Source organism: Methylobacterium brachiatum (assembly GCF_900113845.1).
GTDB lineage: Bacteria > Pseudomonadota > Alphaproteobacteria > Rhizobiales > Beijerinckiaceae > Methylobacterium > Methylobacterium brachiatum.
In genome coordinates this window covers 1-21,162 of sequence record NZ_FOQW01000015.1, presented here as the reverse complement: position 1 = coordinate 21,162, position 21,162 = coordinate 1, and the positions used below count along the sequence as shown (strand labels likewise).

Here is a 21,162-nt window from a genome sequence, read left to right as displayed (position 1 = left end):
CACCGCTGCGCCCGATCCGCCCCCCTGCCCCTCCCCGCAAAGGGGAGGGGAAAAGCAAGGATCTTCAGCTGCTTACCGCCAATCGTGGCGGATCGGGCCGCTAGCCCCGCTGCTCATCCCCCGCGCGCAGATCAGCCAGCGCCGGGGTCAGGACGTTGCCGACGCTGGCCTGCGGGTCGAGGGGCAGGGTCCGGAAGATCCGGGCGGCGACGCCCTCGGCACCGCCGGCCTGCCGGACGACGTGCGCCGGCGCGGTGGCCAGGACGTGCCGGGCGCCGGCCGCGACCACGGCGGAGCCGAGATCGACGCTCACGGTCCGGCCCCTTGCGGCGCCGGCCACGGCGTTCTGGCCGTACTCGGCCCCGGCCCGGATCGCGGCCTCGACCCGCTCCCGGGTCAGGAGCGAGGCCGCCCAGGGCGCGACCCGGGCGACACCGGCCGTCACGGCTGCGGCGGCGATCGGTACCAGCACCGCCGACACCGGCTGCAGCAGGCCGACCAGCCAGTCGCCCCAGGGGATCGCCACAGTGCCCGCGGGCGCAGCGGCCAGCGCCGGGGAGACCAGGGCGACGAACGGGATCGCGGCGCTGGCGAGCGCCAGCCCGGCACGGAAGAGCTGCGTCATGATCGATCTCCGGTGTTGCGCGCACGGCGGACCCGGCCGGCTCGGGATTCGGGGATGGGCGGCGCGGCGCGGTCGGGCAGGGCCGCGAGTGCCCGGCGGGCCCAGTCCAGCCGGCTCGCCAGCGCGATCACCCCCGGCCGCTCGAAGAGCCGGCACACGGTCTCGGTGGCGGCCTCCAGGGTCGGGGCCTGGCGCAGGGCGACGAGGGCGGCCGCCTCGGTGGTGCGCAGTTCGACGCAGAGGTAGCGGTACTGCGCGTCGAGGGAGGCGGGATCGCAGGCATGCGCCCGGCACCAGGCCTCCATGGCCACCCGCCGGGGGCCGGTCCATTGCGCCAGCCCCCAGCCGCCCCGGGACCCGGCCACCACAGGGGCGACCTCCCGGAGCTTGCGGAAGCCGCCGCTCTCGTGGCCGAGATTGCCCAGGAGGCCCGCGGCCTGGAAGTCGGTGAGCCCGAGATCGCGCATCAGGCGCGGCCCGAGGCTCCGGCACCCGGCCGCGAAGGCGTCGCCCGGCCCCCGGGCCGGACCGGTGGTTGCGGGCATGCGTCTTCTCCGGGCAGGGTCCGCGCGAGACGGACGGGGGACATGTGGGACACGGACAGGACCGGCCGCTGGTGTTCATCGGCGATTCGATCACCGCCGGCTGGGGCCTCGCCCGGGCCGAGACGTTCGCCCGGCACGGCTTCATCGCCCGAGGCGTGCCGGGCCAGACGAGCGGGCAGATCCGCGCCCGGTTCCTGCGGGACGCGGCCGGCGCCCGGGGCATCCACCTGCTGTGCGGGATCAACGACATCGCCGAGATCGGCGGCCCGGTCTCGGACGGGGCGATCCGGGACAACATCGCCGCCATGGCGCGGCTCGCCTTCGAGGCCGGGCTGCCGCTCTGGATCGGCACCGTGACGCCGAGCGATTTTTGGGGGTGGCGCCCGGAGCTAAGACCCGTGGCGCGCATCCACGGCCTGAACCGCTGGATCCGCGCCCATTGCACCGCCAGCGCCGCGGCGCTGATCGATTATCACGCGCCGCTCGCCACGAGTTCGGGTGCGCTCCGGCCGGAATTCACCGAGGACGGCATACACCTCAACGCCGCCGGCTACGCGGCGATCGAGCCGGTGATGCTGGCGGCCTTGGCGCCCGGGGATGACTGGTGAGGCGGGACTGACGGATCCACGGGCCTATCGCGACGGCGACGTTTCCCCTCGCCCGACATCCTTCCGACGTTCACACATCGGCTTGTGCCGACCGCGACGCGCCCCCTCTCCCGTGCGGGAGCGGGTGGGGTGAGGGATACGCGCTATCCGGAAAGACCTCGCCCCTCACCCTGTCCCTCTCCCGCACGGGAGGGGGTGACCGGAGCCCCGTCCGGTAAACGGGGGATCCGGCAGTTCGGCATGCCGGAAGCGCAGACGTTGCCGGAGCGGCGGTGATGGGGCGGCTCAAAGCGAGACGCGCGTCCGCCCCCCTCAAGATCCCAATCCCAGCCAATACGTTTGAACATTTCCGGCACCGGTCACCGTGCCGCCGGTCGTGCGGCGGATGCGGAGGGTGAAGCCGGCGGCGGTCACGTCGCTGACCTGGCTGGCGTAGAGCGTCCCGGCATCCCGGGCGACCGGCTGCGCCCAGACGCCCAGGCAGGCGCTGGGGAAGGCCGGCGCGAACGACACGGAGACGTCCGCGTCCGTGCTCGTGGCGAGCCCCCAGTGCAGGATCAGGCCGTTGGCGAGCCGGGCGTAGCCGGCCGGAGCCAGCACCTGCGTGCCGAGCGCCAGCGGGGTGCCGTCGGCGCGCTGGTAGTGGCGCACGCGCCAGCGGCCGGCGCCGTCCGAGGTGGCCAGGCAGGTGTCGTCGGCGGCCGTGACGATGTCGGCCCGGGTCGGCAGGGCCAGCTGCTCGGCATCGTGGACCAGGGTGGCGGCGCGCGCGAAGCGCCGGAGCCGCTCCCGGTCGGTGCCAGTGCCGAAGCGGGTGATCCGGGCCGTGCCGGTCACCAGCACGCGCCGCGTGGCGGTGCCGCCGAGATCCGTGGTCGCTGCCGAGGCCAGCACGGTCTCCGTGGAGGCGAAATCGATCCCGCCCTTCGCCGCGGAGGCGGTGAGCGCGGTGGCGAAGGCGGACCCGTCGGGCGAGACCTTCAGCGAGAAGTCGTCGCTGCCGAGGAGGCCCAGCAGGGCGCGGGCGGAGTAGCCGGTCTGGAGGATCAGGCCGGCATCCCGGGACGCCGCCTGCTTGTTGACCGACATCCGCATGTCGCCGGAGCCTGGCGTCGCGTCGTCCCAGGTGAGCAGGGCCGCGTCCGACTTCACCGCGAGGCGGTTGGTGGCATCCGCCCCGGTGTTGATGCCGAGCCGGCTGACGCTCTGGATCGCCGTGAGCGTCCGGCGGAAGCTGCCCCAGGCGCTCCCGTCGAACACGTAGAGGTCGGCCTCGTCGATCAGGTAGGCGAACCAGCCGGCCCGGGGCACGGCGCCGATCCAGACTCCGTCGGCGTAGCGCACCACCTGGCCGGCGAGCCCGGCCCAGGCGCCCCCCGGATTCGACGCGACCACGAGATAGCGGTCGCCGTCGGCGGGGTTCTGGGGCGGCGCGGTGAGGTCCTTGTCCAGGCAGGCGAGCTGGACCAGGGCGTCGAGGAGGCCGAGCGCCTCGTTGTGGGTGACGTGCTTCTGGGCCTGGCTCGCCGCGATCAGCGGCAGGCCGAGGCGGGGCGTGGCGTCGGTCATGGGGGGCTCCGGAAGGCTTGCGGTGTCCGATCGGATCGCCCGGCCGGATGTGCTTTGCCGTCATCGCGAGCGCAGCGAAGCGACCCGGGCACGCGCCACGGTCCGGGATCGCGCGCTGCCCAGGGTTGCTTCGCTGCGCTCGCAATGACGGTGAGGGCTTCGGTGCGAGACGGGATCAGGCGGTTCGGATCGGGATTCGCGCGCGGGTGGCCGGGCCGAGTCCGGCCACGGCGCCGATCTGCGCCACGGCCACGTCGAGGCTAGTCTGCTTGCCGCCGAAATCGGTGGCTTCGTCGGCGTAGAGGACCTGCTGCGCCTCGGCCCGGATCGTGCGCAGGGGCGTGCCGGCATTGGAATAGACCGTGACCGCGTAAGCCTCCGGCTCGTCGAGGGGAATCTCGGCGGGCTCCCAGGCGTCGCCGTCCCGGCGTGCCCGGCGGATCCAGGAGAGGCGCAGGCCGGACGCGTCCCGGCGCGCCCGCAGATGGACCGGCCGCAGCGGACGCAAAGCCGCGAGCCCGGCCGTGGCGGACAACTCCGAATAGGCCGGATCGCCCGGGTCCCGGTCGGCCGGGCCGACCCGGTAGCGGAAGCCCCGGCCGACCTCGTCCAGGCGTTCCACCAGGGGCACCAATGCGCCGTCGTCGAGCCGCACGATCAGGCTGCCCGCCGGGGTCGCCCGGCCGGCCCGGGCCTCGCTGCCGGCGAGCCCGCGCAGAAAGCCCGAGAGCCGGTAGCTGTCGGGGCCGGTCAGCACCGCGCTGGCGGCAGAGAACAGCTCCGCAGCGCCGTCCGGCCCGATCAGCGCGAACAGGTTGCCGCCCGCGAGCATCGCGGCCTCGCCGATGGAGCCGAGGGCCCCGCCCCGGCGCAGGGTGACGTCGAGCGGCACGCCCCGCTGCAGCCGCCAGAGCGGCCCAGCCGGCAGCTCCGTGAGGGTCTGGCCGAGGCAGGCCGGGTAGTCGACGAGGCCGTGAAGCGCGAGCGCGCCTTCGCCTTCCGCCCGCCAGACGGCCGCCGCCCCGGGCCAGGGCTCGGCCGCCACCGCGAGGTATTGCAGCACCGTCGGGCTGCCGCGATCCACAGGCAGGTCGAGCACGACCGCGAAGGGCGGCCCCGGGAAGGCCGGCGTCGCCCCAATTGGCAGGGCCGGGCTGCGGGGCAGGCCGCGCGCGGGGCCGCCCCGGGGCGGCACGCCGCTCGCCTCGATCCGCCGCCCGGTGGGGGCGTCGTCGATCCGGTCGATCCTGCGCAAAACCGTCCCGCCCGGCACGTCGGCCGGCACCGCCAGCAGGTCGCCGGGCTCCAGCTCGACGCGGCGCGGGCTCAGGGTGAAAACCGCGCTGTCCCGGGCGGCGATGACCCGGTCGAGCATCGCCTCGGCGAGGCCGTCGCCGGTCTCCCGGCGGGTGACGATCGCCGCCTCGATCCGGGTCTCGCGCCGCCGCTCGCCCACGGGCCGGATCGCGGCGGCCGCGGCGCGGCGGTAATCCGGGCTCTCGGATTCGGTCAGACCGAGCTCGACCGAGCGCGGCAGGGCGCTCTCCTCGGCCCGGACCTGGCGCAGGACCGGTCTGTCCTCCGACAGCCGGACCAGATCGGCGTCCGCCAGCACCACCGGCCGGTCGCGGCGGGGCCCGCGCAGGTGCAGGGCGCCGGCCACCGCCGAGACGTCGAGGCCGTAAACCTGCGCCAGGGTCTCCAGGGCGGCGCGCGCGGAAAGCGGCCGGTCGACGACGTACCCGTCGAGGAAGGCGGCGGCCTCCACGGCGACCGGCGCGTCGAAGCCGAAATCGGCCAGGATCCTCAGGACCAGCAGGTCGAGGTCGCAGCCCTCGATCCGCCCCGTGATCCAGTGACCGACCCGCCAATTGGCGGTGTCGGCCCAGACCGCCTGGACGGCCGGGAAGGCCGGGTAGGGCCGCGCGTCCCAGGACCAGACGAAGATCGATCCCGGATCGACCATTCGGCCGCCATAGACCGGCGAGACCGGGTTGTCGGAATCCGAAAACCCCGCCGCGGCCGGATCGAACCGGGCGATCACCGCCTCGACACCCCGCAGCTGGATCAGCTCGTCGCGCAGGGCCCGGGAATGCGGCGGGTAGGCGCCCTCGGCGGATTTCGGATCGGGGAACACGTTGGGGCCGTTCGTGCCCTTGTCCACCGCCGGCACCCCGACCTCGGTGAGCCAGATCGGCTTGGCCTTCGGGACCCAGGCGGTGGCCCGGGTCTCGACGCCGCCGTCGCGCTCGACATGCGGGTTCGACCACCAGCCGATCAGGTCCTTGGGCCGGAAGACCCAGGGCTTGCCGTAGGCGCCGTCCTGGATCGGCAGGCGCGCCTGCGCCGCCCGCCCGGCCGCGTCGGCATAGTACCAGTCGTAGGCCTCGCCGGAGGCGACCCGGGCCTTCAGGTAGGTGCGGTCGGCGATGTCGCCCGAGACCGCGAGGTCGGCGTGGTCCGGCGCGTCGCGCCAGTCGGAGAGGGGCGGATACCAGTCGATCCCGACCGCGCCGATATTCGGGTCGGCGAACAGGTCGTCCAGGGGGAACCGGATCGTGGCGCCATCGTCGCGAACATGGGCGCCGTACTCGGTCCAGTCCGCCCCGTAGACGAGCGTCACGCCGGCGCCCAGGCGGGACCGCAGCTCCGCGGCGAGGCTTCTGAACGCCTGCACGGCCGGGTAGCCGTCAGCGCCGCGCACCCGGGTGAGGCCGACGAACTCGCTGCCGATCACGAAGCCGGCGATCCGCACGCCGCGCGCCGCCCATTGCGCCGCGAGGCCGGCATAATGCAGCACCTCCGTGCGATAGCCGTTCGCGAAAAAGTTTTGGATCTGCGCCTCCGCCGCGGCGGTGCCGTCCGGGCTGCCCGAGACGCCCGGGGCCGGGTCGCAGGTGATGCGCCCGCGCCAGGGATAGGGTGGCTGGGTCGCGCCGGGCACGCGGGGGTCGGGCAGGCCGTTATCGGCCGGCACGTCCATCATCACGAACGGGTAGAGCAGCACGTCGAGGCCGCGGGCCGCGAGGTCGGCGACCAGCCGGGTCAGCCCGGCATCCGACGGCGTCCCGCCATAGGCGGGGGTGCCGTCCGGCAGGGTCGAGACGACCTCGGCCTCGTCGCGGGTGATCCCGGCGACGCTCCAGGCCTCCGGCTTGGTGCGCTTGGCCCGGGTCTCGACCTTCGGCACCACCCGGCAGGATCCGGCGCGCAGGTCGGTGCCGAACCACGTCGCCACCACAGCGACCCGGCGCAGGTTCGGGCACAGGGCCTGGAGGGCGTCGAGGGACGCGGTGACGTCGGTGGCGCGCTGGAGCTGGTGCCGGTTGGCCGCCTGCGTCCGGCCGAGACCGAGATCGACGGTGACGAGGTTCGGGTCGAGGGCGAACTCGCCCGCCCCCGGGATCAGGTCGACGGCGCGGATCCGGTGGAACAGGCCGTTGACCGGACGGACCACCTCGAAGGCGAACTGGGGCACGCGGTTGCCGAACTCGGCGAGCGGCAGGTTCTCGAACACCACGTAGGCCAGGCCGCGATAGGCCGGGGCGTTCTCGGCCCCCTCCTTGGCGACGATCAGCGGGTCCGGCGCCTGGTCCGGGCCGCCGGTATGGACCCGCAGGGTGATCCCGACCTGGTCGATCTCCTTGCCGTCCGCCCAGATCCGGCGGACCATCGCGATCTCGCCCTCGCACAGCCCGACCGCCAGGTTGGCGAAATAGGCGTAGCGGGTGCGCACGGTCTTCTGCCCGCCCGCGCCCTTGGAGGCGGAGGCCGCGCGCTCCACCGTCGTGTTGGCGACCTCCCGGGCCCGCGTCGCCCAGATCAGGCTGCCGCCGATCTTCGCCCGCCCGTAGACCCGGGGGATGGGGTCGCCCTCCGTGGACGACAGGCCGGCGACATCGGCGAGCCGCGGCCCCTCGACGAAGCGCGTGTGCCGCCCGGAGCCCGACAGCATCCCGTCGAGCCCCGCCCCCGCGGCCGCCCCGAGCACGCGCCCCACCACGGCCCCGATCGGCCCGCCCAGAGCGGTCCCCACCGCCGCGCCGGCCGTGGACAGGATCAGGGTGGCCATGGCGGGCTCCGGGGTGGGGGTGGGCGACGTGTGGTGCGAGGGCCTCCGGACGCGATCGACACGCTGGTCGTGACGCGCGCCGCGACCCGATACGGCTACCGATTGAACCACTGAGCGGCGCGTCCCACGCCGTCATTGCGAGCGCAGCGAAGCAACCCAGGGCAGCGCGCGATCCCAGGCCGTAGCGGTTCGCTGGGTCGCTTCGCTACGCTCGCGATGACGGCGGGGACGCCCCAATCTGCGCCCCCGGCGTCAAGCTCACCGTGGCGACGGGCTCTCCGTAAGGATCCTCCGGGAACCGGAACACACCCGTCAGGTGCCGCCGCCACCAGGCGGTGAGTGCCACCTCGGCCACGGCGGCGTGGTCGTGGGCGTGGATCATGGCGCCGTCGCCGGTGGCGATGGCGCAGTGACGGGCCGGGAGATGGGACCGGAAGGCGAAGAGCAGCACGTCCCCCGGCCGGGGCATGGACCCGGCCACCGGCACGAGGTGGCGCATCGCCGCCGCGGTGAGCGGATCGGTGCCCGGAGGGGCGGATTCCGCCCAGGTGGCGGCGTAGGGCGGCACCGGCTCCGGCTCGGCACCGTAGAGCCCGCGCCAGACCCCGCGCAGCAGCCCGAGGCAGTCGCAGCCGACGCCGCGCAGGGAGGCTTGGTGCCGGTAGGGCGTGCCGAGCCACAGCCGCGCCTCGCCCAGCGCCGCCACGCCGATGTCCCGCCGCATCGCGCTCATCGGAACAGGCTCCCGCCATCGAGGACGGGCTCCGAGCCCGGCACCGCCCGCATCACCGCATCGTTGCCCGGCATGTGCGGGAAGCCCTGGAAGTTGACCGCGTTGGCGAAGCGGTCCCGGCAGGTGGCGAGCCGCTTGTCGCAGCCGGCGGTGAGGCTGAACGCATCCCCCACCGCCGCCGGTCGGGGCGGGACAGTCCAGAGTTCGAGGAGCGTGCCGAGCTGGAGCCGCACGTCGGCCTGGAGCCCGGCATTGGCGCCCTCCGTCCAGGTGAGCGTTCCGCCGGTGAACAGCCCGTCCGCGAAGCCGCCCGCCAGGGTCACGCCCAGGGTCGCGGGTTCGGGCAGGCCGGTGACCCGGCCGGTGGTGCGCCAGGCGGCGAGGTCGACGCGGCAGCGTCCGTCGCCGAGATCGGCGCCGCAGGTCGCCCGGAAGGTCCGGCCGCGCTCCGCTCCGAGCCGGTGGGCGAGGCCGCGCAGCTCCGCCACGAAGGCGTCGCCCTCCCGGCGCACTTCGCCGATCGTGCCGACATCGAGCAGCAGGCGCGTCTCCGGATTGGTCCAGTCGACCAGCCAGGTCTCCACCGTCGCGCCGTCGTAGAGGCCGCCGGCGATGTCGGCCTCGGTCAGCCCGAGGGAGCTCAGCGCCCCGGCGACGTCGCCGCCCGAGACCGCGAAGCCGGATTCGGCACCGGCCTCGGCGGCCTCCAGCCCGGTGCGGGCGGCGTGGACCAGCCCCGCCAGGGTCAGGTCGCGGTCATGGTCGGTGAAGCCCAGCGCCAGGCCGTCCTGCCGACGCAGGGACCAGCAGCGGCACAGGGTGGTGACGCCGCCCGCGAGATGGGCCGCGAAGGCACTTGGGATATCGCGCATCGTCACTCCTCACGGCACGATCTCGACGAGGGGCACCTTCGGGATCTCGCCGGCCGTGAAGGCGGCGAGGTCGATGGTGAGGTCGTCGGTGTCGAAGCGGACCGGCACGTCGAAGGCGAAGCCCGCCGTGACGGCGGCGCCCTGGGGCGGGACATGGCCGGCCGCGAAGGTGACCAGCCCGGTGGCCGGGTCGCACGCGAAGGCGTCGGCGCCGACCTCCCGGCCGGCCACCGCCACCCGGACGCTGCCCGCCACCGGCTTGGCGATGTGCCGGCGATAGGGCGCGAAGCCGGAGCCGTAGGTCTTGGTCAGCGCGAACGTCGCGGTGGCGCCGTCGCCGGTGCCGAGCGCCTGGTCGAGGGGGCCGATCGCCCGGCCGGGCGGGCCGGAGCGGAAATCGACCCGGTCGCGGTAGCGGAAGCCGTAGAGCCGGCCGCGCCGCTCCTCGAAGAAGGCCAGCACCGCGTGAAGGGACTCGAGCCCGCGCAGTCCGAACCCGGCATCGTAGCGGCGGCGGGAATCGGCCCAGCGGCCGTTGCGGTGCTCCCGCCCCGAGGCCAGCGTGACGATCTCGGTGAGCCGCTGCGGGCCGCCGCTGCCGCGCAGCGACACGTCGAGGGGAAACAGCACCTCGTGGAAGGCGTCGGCCATGGCGCGATGATCCCGGAGAGGGGGCCGGAGAAGGCACGTCCTCCCGGCCGCCGCCGGCCGGAAAGAGTTTTTTCGGAACGGGCGAAACTTCGGAAATGCCGTTCATCGACAACCGGTCGCGACCGGGCGAAGATCATCGAAGACGACGGATGCTCCTCCGAAGAACCTGATCTCCTGAAGATCTCAGAAGATCTTGCCGGAGAGTCGTGCGTCGTCGGCGAACCACCGAGGAGCCTTACGATGAGCGCCGTCCCGCAGCCGCTGCACCCCAGTCTCGACATCCGCCGGGTCGCCGGCCGCATCGGCGCGGAGATAAGCGGCGTCGCGCTCTCGGGTGACCTCGACGCCGCGACGGTGGCGGCGATCCGCCAGGCGCTGGTCACCCACAAGGTCGTGTTCTTCCGCGACCAGGATCTCGACGAGGCGGGCCAGGAGGCGTTCGGCCGGCGGCTCGGCGACCTCGTCCCGCACCCGACCGTTCCGTCGCTCGCCGGCACCGCGGGCGTCCTCGACCTCGACGGCAGCCGGGGCGAGCGGGCGAGCTCCTGGCACACGGACGTGACCTTCGTGCCGGCCTATCCGGCGATCTCGATCCTGCGGGCCGTGACCCTGCCAGCCTATGGCGGCGACACCCTCTGGGCCAACACGGCGGCGGCCTATGCGGAACTGCCCGAGCCCCTGCGGGAGCTGGCCGACCGGCTCTGGGCCCTGCATTCGAACGTCTACGATTACGTGGGCGGGCGCGTGAACGCCCCGGAGGCCGGCCGCCAGCGCTACAACGAGGTGTTCACCCGGACCGTCTACGAGACCGAGCACCCGCTGGTGCACGTGCATCCGGAGACGGGCGAGCGCTCGCTGATCGTCGGGCATTTCATCCAGCGCATCCTCGGCCTCACCACCGCGGATTCGCAGCACCTGCTCGCGATCTTCACCGACCACGCGACCCGGCCCGAGAACACGGTGCGCTGGTCCTGGCGGCTCGGCGATGTGGCGATCTGGGACAACCGGGCGACCGTCCACCGGGCCGTGGACGATTACGGCGACCAGCCCCGGGTTGTCCGCCGCGTCACCATCGAGGGCGTCGCCCCCGTCAGCGTCGACGGACGCCGCAGCCGGGCCCGCGAGGCGGCGGCCAGCAAGGCGGCGTGAGGGGGCTCACGTCGCCCGCTGCCCCCGCGCCACGGCGCGGGCGAGGCTCGCCGTCACCTGGGCTTCGGAGCGGCGGAAGGCGCCGGGGTCCGGGGTGGCGATGTTGACCGTGACGGCGACCGGGCGGGACGCGGCGCCGCCGGCCGCGACGCCGAGGCGGCCGTCCGGGCCGCGGTTGAGCGGCAGGATCGCCTCGGGGCCGGCCTCGCCCATCGGGCCGGCGCCGCCGGCCATCGGGAAATAGGTCGGCGCGGCCACCACACCGCCTGAGGCGAAGGGCTGGACCCGCCCGCCCCGGAGCATCCCGCCCCGGGCGAAGCCGGTCTCGCTGCCGGCGCCGGCCCCGAGCACGGCGTTGACCAGGCCGGTGATGCCGGAGCGGATCGGGCCCGAGGCCGCCCGGGCCGCCGCACCGGCGAGCTTGCTGCCGATCGTGCCGAGCACGCCGTCGAGGCTGCGCCCCGAGGCGGTGCCCCGGGTGAGCGCCGCATCCAGGCTGCGGCCGAAATTCTTGGCGAGCCGGTCGAGGGTCTCCAGCTGCTTGATCCGGGCGGCATCCTGCGGATCGGGATCAGCGTCGTTCATCGGACGGCCCTCCTGCATGGTGGGTCTCGGCAGGTGCGAAACCCGGGCTCCCAAAGGGCTCAGTCCTTTGGCGGGGTGTCGGGGCAGCGTCCCGACGCGGCTCAGCCGGTCGGGCCCGGATCCGGATAGGCGGCGAGCAGGCGCTCGAACGCGTCGCGGCTCAGCGGCTCCGGGCCGCGACGCCGCCCCAGGGCGGCGGCGAATTCGCGGGGCGTGGCCGCCCAGAAGGCGGCCGGGCTCCAGCCGAGCGCGCCGAGTCCGAGCGCCAGGGCGTCATCCCAGGGGAAGGCGGAAGGGCGAGCCGGCGCCGACGCAGAACCGTCGGGCACCGGCTCTACCGAGGGTTTGCAGGGCCCGGCGCCTCCCCGAAGGCGGCCGCGAGGACCTCGCCGAGCGCGGTGGAGACCGCTTCCAGGCTGCCGGCCAGGGGCAGGCGTGCCACCGCGTCGTCGTCGAGGGCGTGGCCGCCGCCGCGCAGGGCCGCGCCCAGCAGGGCGATCAGGTCCCGGGCCGAGACCCGGCCGCCGTCGAAGCGCTCGGCCAGGCCGACGAGGTCGCCGGCCTGGAGCGCCCCTTCCAGCTCGGCCAGCGCGCCGAGCGTCAGGCACAGGGTGTAGCGCCGGCCGGCGAGCTGGAGCGGCACCTCGCCGCGGATCCGGTTAGCCATGGCTCAGGCCGCCGTGAAGGCGAGCACGCCCGCCGAGTCGAGGCTGATGTCGAAGGTGACCTCGCCGGCATGGTCGCCCCGGTATTCGAGGCTCGCGATCTGGAACGGCCCCTCCAGGGTCCCGAAAGCCGGCACGACCACCTGGAAGGTCTCGATCGCACCCTCGAAGAAGATCAGCCGCAGCCGCAGATCCGAGGCCTGGTCGCGAAACACACCGGAGCCGGCGATCGCGGCCCGGCGCACGCCGGCACCGGCCAGCAGCTCGCGCCAGCGGCCGGTGGAATCGGCGTTGGTGACGTCCACGGTCTCGGCGTTGAGGGTGATCTGCCGGGTGCGCAGGCCTGCCACCGCCAGAAAGCCGCCCGCGCCGTCGCCGGCCCGGAGCAGCAGGTCCTTGCCCTTCTGTGCGCCCATCGGGCCCTCCTCTCACTGGGTTTCGGTGACGGCCTCGAGCGTCAGGGTGGCGCGGGCCTCGCCGGTGCGGGCGTCGCGGGTCGCCTTGATCGCCCGCACCCGCAGGGTGACGAGGCGGCAGCCCTGGAGCGGCAGGGCGGCGTCCGTGAGGAGCGCGGCCATGCGCGCGGCGGCGTCGAGCGCGGTGCGGACCGAGCCGGGCTTGGCGATCACCGCGATGACGTGGCTGTGGCGATGGCGCTCGGCGCCGTCGACGGAATCGTCCAGGATCTCGGCCTCGCCGAACAGGGCGTAGACCGGCACCGAACCCCGGGGCGGCTCGTCGTGGATCCGGACCTTGCCGCCGAGCAGGGCGGCGAGGGCGGCGTCGCCGGAAAAGCGGGCGATCAGGCCGGCGCGCAGGGCCAGGAGCGGGCTCGGGTCGCTCACGACGTGCTCTCCCGGACCAGTTCCTCGACATGGCAGACCAGGTCGCGGCCCTTCGCGTCGGGCTCGCTGACCGCGCGGATCGCGAAGCGGCGGGGGCCGGCGGCGAGCCGCATGGTCGGGTCGAGGGCGACCCGGGCGCGCAGGGTGACGCGATATCCGGGCAGCGTGTCGGTCCGGCCGCCCTCCGGGCGGTCGGCGAGGCCGGCGGGGGCGATCGCGCCCCACAGGACCGGGCCGGCCACGTAGCGGCGCAGCACGCCCCCGAACCCGTCGGGCTGCTCCAGGGGGCGTTCGAGGACGAAGCGGCGGCGCCGGGCACCGAGCGGCGGATGATGCGGGTTGGTCGCCATCGGCGAAGCTCCGGTCGGGCGCAATCGGACGGAAAGCCGGCTCACAGGCGCATCCGGCGGAAGGGCGCGGCGAGGTCGGCGACGTCGGTGCGGGCGGCATCGGGCTCGTCGCCCCGATGCTCGTAGCGGGCGGCGGCGAGCCGCAGGATCGCGAGCCGGAGCGGCGCCGGCAGCGGCGGCCCGTCGCCCCCGAACCCGGCCGCGACCTCGATCAGGATCGTGCGGCCGGCCGGGTCCGGCACCGCGGGGTCGATCAGCAGGCCCGGCGCCTCGATCGGGTCGGGTCCGAGCCGGACGAGGCCGGCGGCGAGCGCGGTGACGCCTTTGGCGTCGGACAGCCCAGCGCGGACCAAAGCCACCAGCGGGCTCAGCGGCAGGGCCAGCCGGCCGTTCGCGGGCCAGACATCGAGGGCGATCCGGTAGCGGCCCGGGACCAGGATGCGGCGGGCCTCGATCTCCAGGCTCGCCCGGGCGGCGGTGATCAGGGCCGCGAGCAAATCATCCTCGGTTCCGCCGTCGTCGGAATCGAGCCGCAGATAGGCGCGCAGCTCCGCCACGCTCACCGGCTCGACCACGGCCTCGTCGGCGCGTATCGGGATCATCGCGTTGCCCCTTGCTGGATGTCTCGAATGCCGGTCCCGAAGCGCCGCCGGGCGGCCCTCACCGTCCTGGCGGCGGCCCTGTCGCTCGCGGGCCGTCCGGCCGGCGCGATCGTGGGCGGCGCGGAGGCGCCGGCCGGCGGGGCCGTGATGGTCCTGTCGTCGAATGGCGGCGTCTGCACCGGCCTGGTGCTCGCCCCCGATACGGTGCTGACCGCCGGCCATTGCGTCGCCGCCGGGCGGGAGCACCGGGTCCATTTTCGCGATGACGCGGGGGCGCCGGTCCTGATCGAGGTCTCGGGCCGCGCGATCCATCCGGGCTACGATGCCGGCGCTGCCTCCGGCCGGCGCAAATCCATCGACCTCGCGCTCCTGCGCACCGCGACGCCGCTGCCGCCGCGCTTCGCCCCGGTCACCTTGAGCGCCTCCCTGCCCCGGGCCGGCGAGCGCCTGACCCTGGCGGGCTACGGCGCGGCCCGAGCGGGCGACCCGCGCTCCACCGGCACCTATCGCAGCGTCGGCCTGCCGGTGATCGAGCCGTACGGGCCGAGCCGGATCCTGGTCTGGCTCAAGGGCGACGCGGCCGGCGGCTGCCAGGGCGATTCCGGCGGCCCGATCACCGGCCCGGACGGTGCCGTGCTGGCGCTCGCCGCCTGGATCGGCGGGACCTGCGGCGGCCTCACCCAGGGGGTTCTGGTGGGGCCCCAGCGCGGCTGGATCGACCGGGTGCTGGATGGATGGGGCCGCGGCGCGCGCTGGGGCGGCTGACGGGCCGTCACCGGGTGAGGCGATGCCGAGAGCGCAGCCGAATGATGGTCCATCCCGCTCCGGGTCGCTTCACGCAGGCCGTCATGGCGAGCGCAGAGACGGAAGACCCGTCAAACAGGCCGTTCGGGCCGTCTTCTCCCCCATCATCGCCCGGCCGGTTCGGAACCGCAGCTTGGCCGGGTCATTGCCTTGCTCTAGGCTCCCTCAGCGCCGCGCCCTCGCCGCTGCGTCCCCCCTTGCGCCGTGAGCGCCCCCGGAGTGTCCGATGTCCCGTCGCCCGATGCGCAAGGCCGGCCCCCGTGAGCGTCTGCGCGGCCTGGGGCTCGGAGCCGGGCTTGTCGGCAGCGCCCTGCTCGGCGCCCTGGCCGGCCTCATGCCGGCCCCGGCGGCCGCGGTGATCAACGGCACCACCACGCGCGATCCCGACGGCGCGCGCAGCTTCGCGGTCCGCATCGAGAGCACGGAGGGCGAGATCTGCTCGGGCACCCTCATCGCCCAGGATCTCGTGCTCACCGCCGCCCATTGCGTGATGCGCCCGGCCGGCTACACGATCATCAGCGTCGACCGGGGCTTCCGCCAGCGCCGCACCCAGGTCATCGCCGCGACCATGCACCCGGATTTCGTGCCCGGCACGACGCCCGAGGACCAGCCCGGCGTCGACCTGGCCCTGCTCAAGCTCGAGGCGCCGCTCGGCGCCGACTACGTCCCGCTCGATCCCCGCGGCGCCGCCTCGATCGATACCGGCGCGGCGGTGGACATCGCCGGCTTCGGCGTCGTGGCCGAGAACCGGCGCGACACGGCCCGCACCCTGCGGCTCGCGCATCTCGTGTCGATCGGCTCGCTGCAGGTCGCCAACCGGGTGACCGTGGTGACCGACCGGCGGCGCATGGCCGAGACCTCGGGCGCCGGCGCGTGCCTGGGCGATTCCGGCGGCCCGATCCTGGTCGGCGGCCCCGGCGGCTACCGGATCGTCGGCGTGGTCAGCTGGTCGAGCGGCGCCCTGCAGCAGGGGGCCCGCCGGACCGCCTGCGGCGGCTTCACCGCGGTGACCCCGGTGGCCGAGCATACCGGCTGGATCGCAACCCGGTCGGCGGAACTCTCGCGGATCCCGGTCGGCGAGGCCCTGCCCCGGGGCAACCGCTCCGACTGGATGGCCAAGCCCGGCCGGCGTCGCTGAGCCGCGTCCGCAGGCCGTCGGGACGAGACGACGCGCCCGGACGTGTCGGCGCCGCTCGGAACACCGGACCCGCTGTCGCGTTTGTGCAACGCAATCGCGTTAGGCGAAGATTCGCGGCCGTATCGGCATGTTCGCGACCGTCCGCACGCAAATTTACGGAGCAGATTTCATGGCTGAGACCGGCAAGGGCAATACCGTCCGCTCGCACAAGACCCGTAACAACACCGACTCGAACGCCAAGCAGGTCTCGGTCGAGGCGCTGAACGCCCGGCTGGCGGACGGCATCGACCTCGCCCTGGCCATCAAGCAGGCGCATTGGAATCTGAAGGGCCCGCAGTTCATCGGCATCCACGAGATGCTCGACGGCTTCCGCACCGAGCTCGACGACTTCAACGACAAGGTCGCGGAGCGCGCGGTGCAGCTCGGCGCCACGGCGTTCGGCTCGACCCAGGCGGTCGCCGCGAAGACCAAGCTGCCGGCCTACCCGACCGACATCTACGCCATCGCCGACCACGTCGCGGCGCTGATCGACAGCTACGCCGCCTACGCCAACGCGGTGCGCGAGAACATCGACGAGACCGACGAGGCCGGCGATGACGGCACGTCCGACCTGTTCACCGAGATCTCGCGGGCGGTCGACAAGCACCTCTGGTTCCTCGAGGCCCACGTCCAGGAGCCGACCGGCACCCTGCGCGACGGTAACGAAGGCCGCTGAGCCCAGCTCGCCGACCTCTGGTCTGAAGCGCTAGGACATCGATCGCCCTCCCCGCTCGCGGGGAGGGCGATCGCGTTTGGATAGGTCGTTTCCCCAAGGGCTTGAGAGTTTTCTCGCCGCCCGCTTGCACCTCCCCGTCATCCCGGGGCCGCGAAGCGGAGCCCGGAATCCAGTCACGTCGGTGCAGCATGGTCCTGCACCGTCCGCGGTTCTGCATTCCGGGTTCGCCCGCGGCGTCCCGGAATGACGGGGTGATTTGGAGCCGCTCTGAGCGCTCTTGCGCCGTCTGAAGACGGGAAGCCGGCCCTGACGTCAGAGGCGACCGGGCCGACGCCCGAAAACCAGCCTCACCCGAACTTCAGCACCTTGATCGCGTCGAAATCCTGCACCCCGCCACCGACGCGCTTGGTGACGTAGAACAGCACGTAGGGCTTGGCCGAGTACGGGTCGCGCAGCACCCGCAGGCCGGTGCGGTCGACCACGAGGTAGCCCCGGCGGAAATCGCCGAAGGCCACCGACAGGCTGCCTGCCGCGATCTCCGGCATCGCCTCCGCCTCGGTGACGGGGAAGCCGATCAGCGTCGCGGAGCGGTCGGCGGTGAGCGGCGGGTGCCAGAGGTAATTGCCCTGCGCGTCCTTGAACTTGCGGATCGCGCTCTGGGTGCGCCGGCTCATCACGAAACCGGCATTCTGGCGGTAGGCGGCCCGCAGGGCGTAGACCAGATCGAACAGCACGTCGGACGGGTTGCTCTGCGGGAACGCCCCGGACGCGCCGGTGGCGACGAAGCCGAGCTTGCCCGGGGCCCAGGCGGCGTTGGCCACCGTGTCGTAGCTCAGGAAGCCGCGCGGGCGGCTGGCGCCGTCGCCGGTGACGAAGGCCACCCCCTCCTGCTCGGCGAAGGCCATCTCGACCTCGGCCGAGAGCCAGGCGTCGAGATCGACCACGGCATCGTCCAGCAGCGTCTGGGTCGCGGCCGGCATGGCGTAGAGCTCCATGGCCGGAAAGGCGATCTCGGCGAGCACCGGCCCGTCGGTGCCGGGGCGCGGCGCGGTATCGGCGACCCAGCCGGTCGCCGGAGCGCCGACCGAGGCGGCGCGCTTGTACTGGGCGCCGGAGATCTGCTGCACGCTGGCGATGGCCCGGATCGGCGAGACCTGCGCGAGCCGGGCCAGCACCGTCCGCTCCAGGGTCTGCGGCACCAGGTAGCCGCCATCCGGCCCCGAGCCGGCCGACAGGGCCTTGGCCTCCAGGCGCTTCAGCCCCGCGCTCTCGCCGGCCCGGACATAGAGGTCGAAGGCCGCCTTATGCTCCTGCGCGGCCCCGTCCTCCCGGGGGCCGGGCTGGCCGAGCGGCGGCCGGGCGCGGTCGAGGCTGATCCGGTCGAGCCGGGTCCGGGCGGCGTCGAGCGCCGCGTCGATCCGGGCGAGCTTCTCCTCGGTAAGCACGTCGGCGCCGAGCCGGCCCTCGATCTGGGCGATCCGGCTGTCGTTGGTCTCCTTGAAGGCCTCGAAGGCGGTGGCGAGTTCGTCGAGCGCCGGCTGGACCGGCTCGGCCCCGGGCCGGCCGGCCTTGTTCTCCAGGCCGGGCAGCGCGCCCTTGGTCTCCGGGGCGGGGCTCGACGGGGCGACGGCATGGGACATCATCGGGCAACCTCGTGGCTGGGGTGGGTGAAGCGGGACCGGACCGCCGGCTTCAGGCCGGCGGTGGGTTTGGGGGCGATCCTCCGGGCGAGCCCGCGGATCTCCTCGGCGGACGGCACGCGATCCGGGCTCGCCCGGGCCCCCGGCTGCAGCGGGAAGGTCACCAGGGAGATCTCCCAGAGGTCGACCCGCTGGAGCCGGCGCTCCCCGCCCGCGCCCTTGCGCGCCAGCAGGGTGCGGAAGCCGATCGACAGCCCGTCGAGGCCGCCGCCGCGCAGCAGCGCGTCGACCTCCCGGGCGCGCTGGACCGCGAGGTTGAGCTGCCCCTCGGCGAACAGGCCGCGGGCATCCTCGCGCAGGGACAGCCAGCGCCCGATCGGCTCGGCCGGATCGTGCTGGAAGAGCAGCCGCACCCCCGCGGCCCCCCTTCGCGCCAGGCTCGCCGCAAAAGCCCCCGGCACCACCACGTCGCGGCCGAGATCGGGCACGCCGAACACGCTGGCGTAGCCGGAGAAATGGCCATCCATCGGGAGAATCCTCGGTCGGTTTTTATTTGGACAGGGGCGGAGCGCCGGAGCGGCCTGACGGGCGTGGGCGGGATGATTCAGCGGCCCGAAGCGTGGCCTGTCCGGACATCACACGCCCCCTCGCGAGGCGGTTACGATGTTCACGCGGCGCGCTCCGTCAGGCGCGACGCGCCCCCTCTCCCGTGCGGGAGAGGGGACCGGCGCCTCGATCGGAACCATGCGAGGCCAATGATCATCACCCGCCCGCGTCCGGCTCCGGCGGGTAGCCCACCGCCGCGCGCTTCTCGGCGACCGACAGGAACCCGGCGGCCTCGACCCGCCGCCACAGGGATTCCCGCTCCCCCGCCAGGGCCTCGATCCGGTCGAGGTCGGGCTCCAGGTCCACCGGGCCGAAGGCGGGTTCCAGCCAGCCGGCCAGCGCCTGGGCGGTGCGGGCGGCGAGCGGGATCAGGGTCTGGCGGTAGAGCGCCCGGTTGGCCTCGGCATAGTTGGCGTGGGTGCTGTCGCCCGGCAGGCCGAGCAGCAGGGGCGGCACCCCGAAGGCCAGGGCGATCTCCCGGGCGGCGGCGTTCTTGGCCTCGACGAAGTCCATGTCCCTCGGCGACAGGGCGAGGGGCTTCCAGTCGAGGCCGCCTTCCAGCAGCAGCGGCCGGCCGGCATTGGCGGCGCCCTGGTAATTCGCTTCCAGCTCGGCCTTCAGCCGGTCGAATTGCGGCTCGGTGAGCGCCGCCCCGGCGAAGACCAGCGCCCCCGAAGGCCGGGCGGCGTTGTCGAGCAGCGCCTTGTTCCAGGCGCTGGCGGCGTTGTGGATGTCCAGCGCGGTGGCGGCCGCCTCGATCGGGGCGAGGCCGGCATAATCGTCGTCCGGGTGGAACAGGGACAGCGCCAGGATCGGCGCCACCTCGGGCGCACCCGGGGCCGGCAGGTCGAACCGGCGGCTGGTCCCGCCGACCGTGTAGACATAGGCCGCCGGCCAGCCGTCCGCGCCGGGCAGCATCCGCATCCGCCCCGGCCGCAGGGCCTGCAGGGCGGCGATCCGCCCGTCGAGGCTCACCGCTTCCAGGTAGCCGGTGCCGCCGAGCAGGAGGTCGGCATAGACGGTCTCCAGGAGGCGCGTGCCGCTCTCGCGCGGGTTCGGCCGGGCGAGGAGCGCGAGCAGGTCACCCGCCCGCGCCGCGCCGGGCCCGGTGGCGGTGAGCGGCAGGCTCGCGGCGCCCTCGGCGACCAGCCGGATGGCCCGATGCACGATCGGGTTGCCCTGGTAGCCGGCCCGGGCCAGCGCCGCCGGATCCCGGGGCGTCCAGCTGGCCCGGCCGTCCGCGTAGAGCGCGAAGGCCGGGGCGGCCTTGGTGACGAGATCCGGCCCAGCCGGACGGGTGGCCCGGCGCGCGACCCGCGCCAGCCGATCGAGAAGGTTCGCCATGCCTGTCCGGTCCTGCGCGAGAGCGCCCGCCGCGGAAATGGACGCCGGTTCGGCGCCAGCGAGCGTTTTGTGTGAACGGCTGAGAGCCGGGCCCGATGGCTGCGCGAACGGGCCCAGTCAGGGATGCGCGGCATCGATCCGCCCGCCGGAGCCGCGCATTCATCGACGCCGTCAGGGAAGCCGGATCGTGCTGCGCCGTTCGATTGGTGCGGCGGATACACCGCACCCGGCCCCACGCCGTGGCGACACCGCTACAGCCACGGACCGCCGACTCATGTATGCAGGATACAGTTCGTTCCAGAGACCACGAACCGACTCCCGGCGCGCTTCCCGCAGAGGCGCGCCGTATTGTTTTGCGGATGCTGTGTCGCTCGCGGGCGCTACGCCGTCGCGGGCGAACCCGTCCTCCCTCAGGATGACGGGAGAGACCGGGGCATCCCGATCTCGGACCTCTGGAAGAACTTGGGTCCGGTCGCGGTCAGGCCCGCTCGACCGCGCGATTGACCGAACCGGCGACGTCCCGGGCGCAGCGCAGGACGGTGGCGCGGTCGGTCTCGTTCGTGATCGCGTGCCAGAGGCGCAGCAATTCCACCGTGGCGCTCAGGTCGGTGCGGATCGTCGGGGGGCCGAAGAAGTCACCCACCGGGCAACCGAGGGACTCGGCGATCAGCCGCAGACGCCGATGGGCGCCGTCGGGCAGACAGTTCTCAGGATCAAGATCCGAGTCCACGGGCCGCCCTCCGATGTACGGCCAATCATAACAGCCACCCCGCGTGTATGCAATTTAAGGATGAAGGCGCATCTCACTTTCCCGTGTGGTGCCGCACGCGTGACCGTCAAAGCCGGCGGATCCGCGGTTCGCGCGCGCCGTCGAGCAGCAGATGCGTCACCGCCCAAACCAGGGCGTCGAGCCGGTCGGGCGAGGCGCCGCTCGACAGGCCGTCCGGGCCGAAATCGCACAGTTTGGCTAAACGACGGAAAGCCGAGTGATCGCAACGACATGCGTTTACAATACGTCGGTGAACGTGACGGGAACGAGCGCGG

24 protein-coding genes are annotated in these 21,162 nt (G+C 73.9%); 5 read left to right on the top strand and 19 right to left on the bottom strand.

The window, feature by feature from the left end; genetic code table 11:
- Window positions 1-100: 100 nt before the first annotated feature.
- The gene (locus BMZ47_RS19680; RefSeq protein ID WP_091863885.1) at window positions 101-625 is read right to left on the bottom strand and encodes a hypothetical protein; all 525 of its coding nucleotides are present in this window, start codon (window positions 623-625) and stop codon (window positions 101-103) included.
- A complete protein-coding gene (locus tag BMZ47_RS19675; protein WP_091863884.1) occupies window positions 622-1,170 on the bottom strand; it encodes a phage tail tip lysozyme in 549 nt (182 codons plus the stop codon). Before BMZ47_RS19675 ends, BMZ47_RS19680 begins: the two co-directional genes overlap by 4 nt.
- A 44-nt stretch (window positions 1,171-1,214) precedes the next feature.
- Here BMZ47_RS19675 and BMZ47_RS19670 point away from each other — a divergent pair, with 44 nt between their 5' ends.
- Window positions 1,215-1,778 (top strand): GDSL-type esterase/lipase family protein, encoded by a 564-nt coding sequence (locus BMZ47_RS19670; protein WP_244536877.1) that lies wholly within the window; start codon window positions 1,215-1,217, stop codon window positions 1,776-1,778.
- Between the two features lie 312 nt (window positions 1,779-2,090).
- Here the strand turns inward: BMZ47_RS19670 and BMZ47_RS19665 are convergent, their stop codons facing one another.
- The 5 genes from BMZ47_RS19665 to BMZ47_RS19645 form a co-directional block, all read right to left on the bottom strand.
- Complete coding sequence (locus BMZ47_RS19665) at window positions 2,091-3,347, bottom strand: DUF2793 domain-containing protein (RefSeq protein ID WP_091863882.1); 1,257 nt, start codon at window positions 3,345-3,347, stop codon at window positions 2,091-2,093.
- Window positions 3,348-3,522: 175 nt separating this feature from the next.
- The gene (locus BMZ47_RS19660) at window positions 3,523-7,419 is read right to left on the bottom strand and encodes a baseplate multidomain protein megatron (RefSeq protein ID WP_091863881.1); all 3,897 of its coding nucleotides are present in this window, start codon (window positions 7,417-7,419) and stop codon (window positions 3,523-3,525) included.
- Between the two features lie 205 nt (window positions 7,420-7,624).
- A complete protein-coding gene (locus tag BMZ47_RS19655; RefSeq protein WP_091863880.1) occupies window positions 7,625-8,152 on the bottom strand; it encodes an NlpC/P60 family protein in 528 nt (175 codons plus the stop codon).
- Window positions 8,149-9,024, bottom strand: a complete 876-nt coding sequence (locus tag BMZ47_RS19650) for a phage/gene transfer agent baseplate hub protein (protein WP_091863879.1) — start codon at window positions 9,022-9,024, stop codon at window positions 8,149-8,151. Before BMZ47_RS19650 ends, BMZ47_RS19655 begins: the two co-directional genes overlap by 4 nt.
- Window positions 9,025-9,033: 9 nt before the next feature.
- Window positions 9,034-9,675: a DUF2460 domain-containing protein gene (locus tag BMZ47_RS19645; RefSeq protein ID WP_091863878.1), complete on the bottom strand. Its 642-nt coding sequence runs from the start codon at window positions 9,673-9,675 to the stop codon at window positions 9,034-9,036.
- Between the two features lie 240 nt (window positions 9,676-9,915).
- Here BMZ47_RS19645 and BMZ47_RS19640 point away from each other — a divergent pair, with 240 nt between their 5' ends.
- Complete coding sequence (locus BMZ47_RS19640) at window positions 9,916-10,824, top strand: TauD/TfdA dioxygenase family protein (RefSeq protein WP_091863877.1); 909 nt, start codon at window positions 9,916-9,918, stop codon at window positions 10,822-10,824.
- A gap of 6 nt (window positions 10,825-10,830) precedes the next feature.
- Here the strand turns inward: BMZ47_RS19640 and BMZ47_RS19635 are convergent, their stop codons facing one another.
- The 7 genes from BMZ47_RS19635 to BMZ47_RS19605 all read right to left on the bottom strand — a co-directional run bounded on the left by BMZ47_RS19635 (window position 10,831) and on the right by BMZ47_RS19605 (window position 13,871).
- On the bottom strand, window positions 10,831-11,409 hold the full coding sequence (locus BMZ47_RS19635; RefSeq protein WP_091863954.1) for a phage tail tape measure protein: 579 nt from the start codon (window positions 11,407-11,409) through the stop codon (window positions 10,831-10,833).
- Window positions 11,410-11,510: 101 nt separating this feature from the next.
- Complete coding sequence (locus BMZ47_RS19630) at window positions 11,511-11,738, bottom strand: phage tail assembly chaperone (protein WP_091863876.1); 228 nt, start codon at window positions 11,736-11,738, stop codon at window positions 11,511-11,513.
- 5 nt (window positions 11,739-11,743) lie between these two features.
- Window positions 11,744-12,076 carry a gene transfer agent family protein gene (locus BMZ47_RS19625; protein ID WP_091863875.1) on the bottom strand — a complete coding sequence of 111 codons (333 nt, stop codon included), beginning with the start codon at window positions 12,074-12,076 and terminating at the stop codon, window positions 11,744-11,746.
- Between the two features lie 3 nt (window positions 12,077-12,079).
- On the bottom strand, window positions 12,080-12,490 hold the full coding sequence (locus BMZ47_RS19620; protein WP_007565805.1) for a phage major tail protein, TP901-1 family: 411 nt from the start codon (window positions 12,488-12,490) through the stop codon (window positions 12,080-12,082).
- A gap of 12 nt (window positions 12,491-12,502) precedes the next feature.
- Window positions 12,503-12,919, bottom strand: a complete 417-nt coding sequence (locus tag BMZ47_RS19615) for a DUF3168 domain-containing protein (RefSeq protein ID WP_091863874.1) — start codon at window positions 12,917-12,919, stop codon at window positions 12,503-12,505.
- Window positions 12,916-13,269 carry a head-tail adaptor protein gene (locus BMZ47_RS19610; protein WP_091863873.1) on the bottom strand — a complete coding sequence of 118 codons (354 nt, stop codon included), beginning with the start codon at window positions 13,267-13,269 and terminating at the stop codon, window positions 12,916-12,918. Before BMZ47_RS19610 ends, BMZ47_RS19615 begins: the two co-directional genes overlap by 4 nt.
- Before the next feature lie 41 nt (window positions 13,270-13,310).
- Window positions 13,311-13,871 (bottom strand): head-tail connector protein, encoded by a 561-nt coding sequence (locus BMZ47_RS19605; RefSeq protein WP_091863872.1) that lies wholly within the window; start codon window positions 13,869-13,871, stop codon window positions 13,311-13,313.
- Window positions 13,872-13,898: 27 nt separating this feature from the next.
- Here BMZ47_RS19605 and BMZ47_RS19600 point away from each other — a divergent pair, with 27 nt between their 5' ends.
- The 3 genes from BMZ47_RS19600 to dps all read left to right on the top strand — a co-directional run bounded on the left by BMZ47_RS19600 (window position 13,899) and on the right by dps (window position 16,528).
- The gene (locus BMZ47_RS19600) at window positions 13,899-14,636 is read left to right on the top strand and encodes a S1 family peptidase (protein WP_091863871.1); all 738 of its coding nucleotides are present in this window, start codon (window positions 13,899-13,901) and stop codon (window positions 14,634-14,636) included.
- Between the two features lie 265 nt (window positions 14,637-14,901).
- Window positions 14,902-15,813, top strand: coding sequence for a S1 family peptidase (locus BMZ47_RS19595; protein ID WP_091863870.1), 912 nt, complete (start codon window positions 14,902-14,904; stop codon window positions 15,811-15,813).
- A 169-nt stretch (window positions 15,814-15,982) separates the two neighbouring features.
- The gene (dps, locus tag BMZ47_RS19590) at window positions 15,983-16,528 is read left to right on the top strand and encodes a DNA starvation/stationary phase protection protein Dps (RefSeq protein ID WP_007565817.1); all 546 of its coding nucleotides are present in this window, start codon (window positions 15,983-15,985) and stop codon (window positions 16,526-16,528) included.
- Between the two features lie 347 nt (window positions 16,529-16,875).
- Here dps and BMZ47_RS19585 read toward each other — a convergent pair whose 3' ends face one another.
- The 5 genes from BMZ47_RS19585 to BMZ47_RS29010 form a co-directional block, all read right to left on the bottom strand.
- A complete protein-coding gene (locus BMZ47_RS19585; RefSeq protein WP_167369069.1) occupies window positions 16,876-18,168 on the bottom strand; it encodes a phage major capsid protein in 1,293 nt (430 codons plus the stop codon).
- Window positions 18,168-18,695 carry an HK97 family phage prohead protease gene (locus BMZ47_RS19580; protein ID WP_091863868.1) on the bottom strand — a complete coding sequence of 176 codons (528 nt, stop codon included), beginning with the start codon at window positions 18,693-18,695 and terminating at the stop codon, window positions 18,168-18,170. The genes BMZ47_RS19585 and BMZ47_RS19580 overlap by 1 nt, the downstream gene beginning before the upstream one ends.
- Before the next feature lie 235 nt (window positions 18,696-18,930).
- Complete coding sequence (locus BMZ47_RS19575; RefSeq protein ID WP_091863867.1) at window positions 18,931-20,118, bottom strand: phage portal protein; 1,188 nt, start codon at window positions 20,116-20,118, stop codon at window positions 18,931-18,933.
- A 478-nt stretch (window positions 20,119-20,596) separates the two neighbouring features.
- Window positions 20,597-20,848, bottom strand: a complete 252-nt coding sequence (locus BMZ47_RS19570) for a hypothetical protein (protein WP_007565824.1) — start codon at window positions 20,846-20,848, stop codon at window positions 20,597-20,599.
- Between the two features lie 106 nt (window positions 20,849-20,954).
- On the bottom strand, window positions 20,955-21,162 hold a 208-nt coding region (locus BMZ47_RS29010), incomplete at its 5' end, for a hypothetical protein (RefSeq protein ID WP_244536876.1).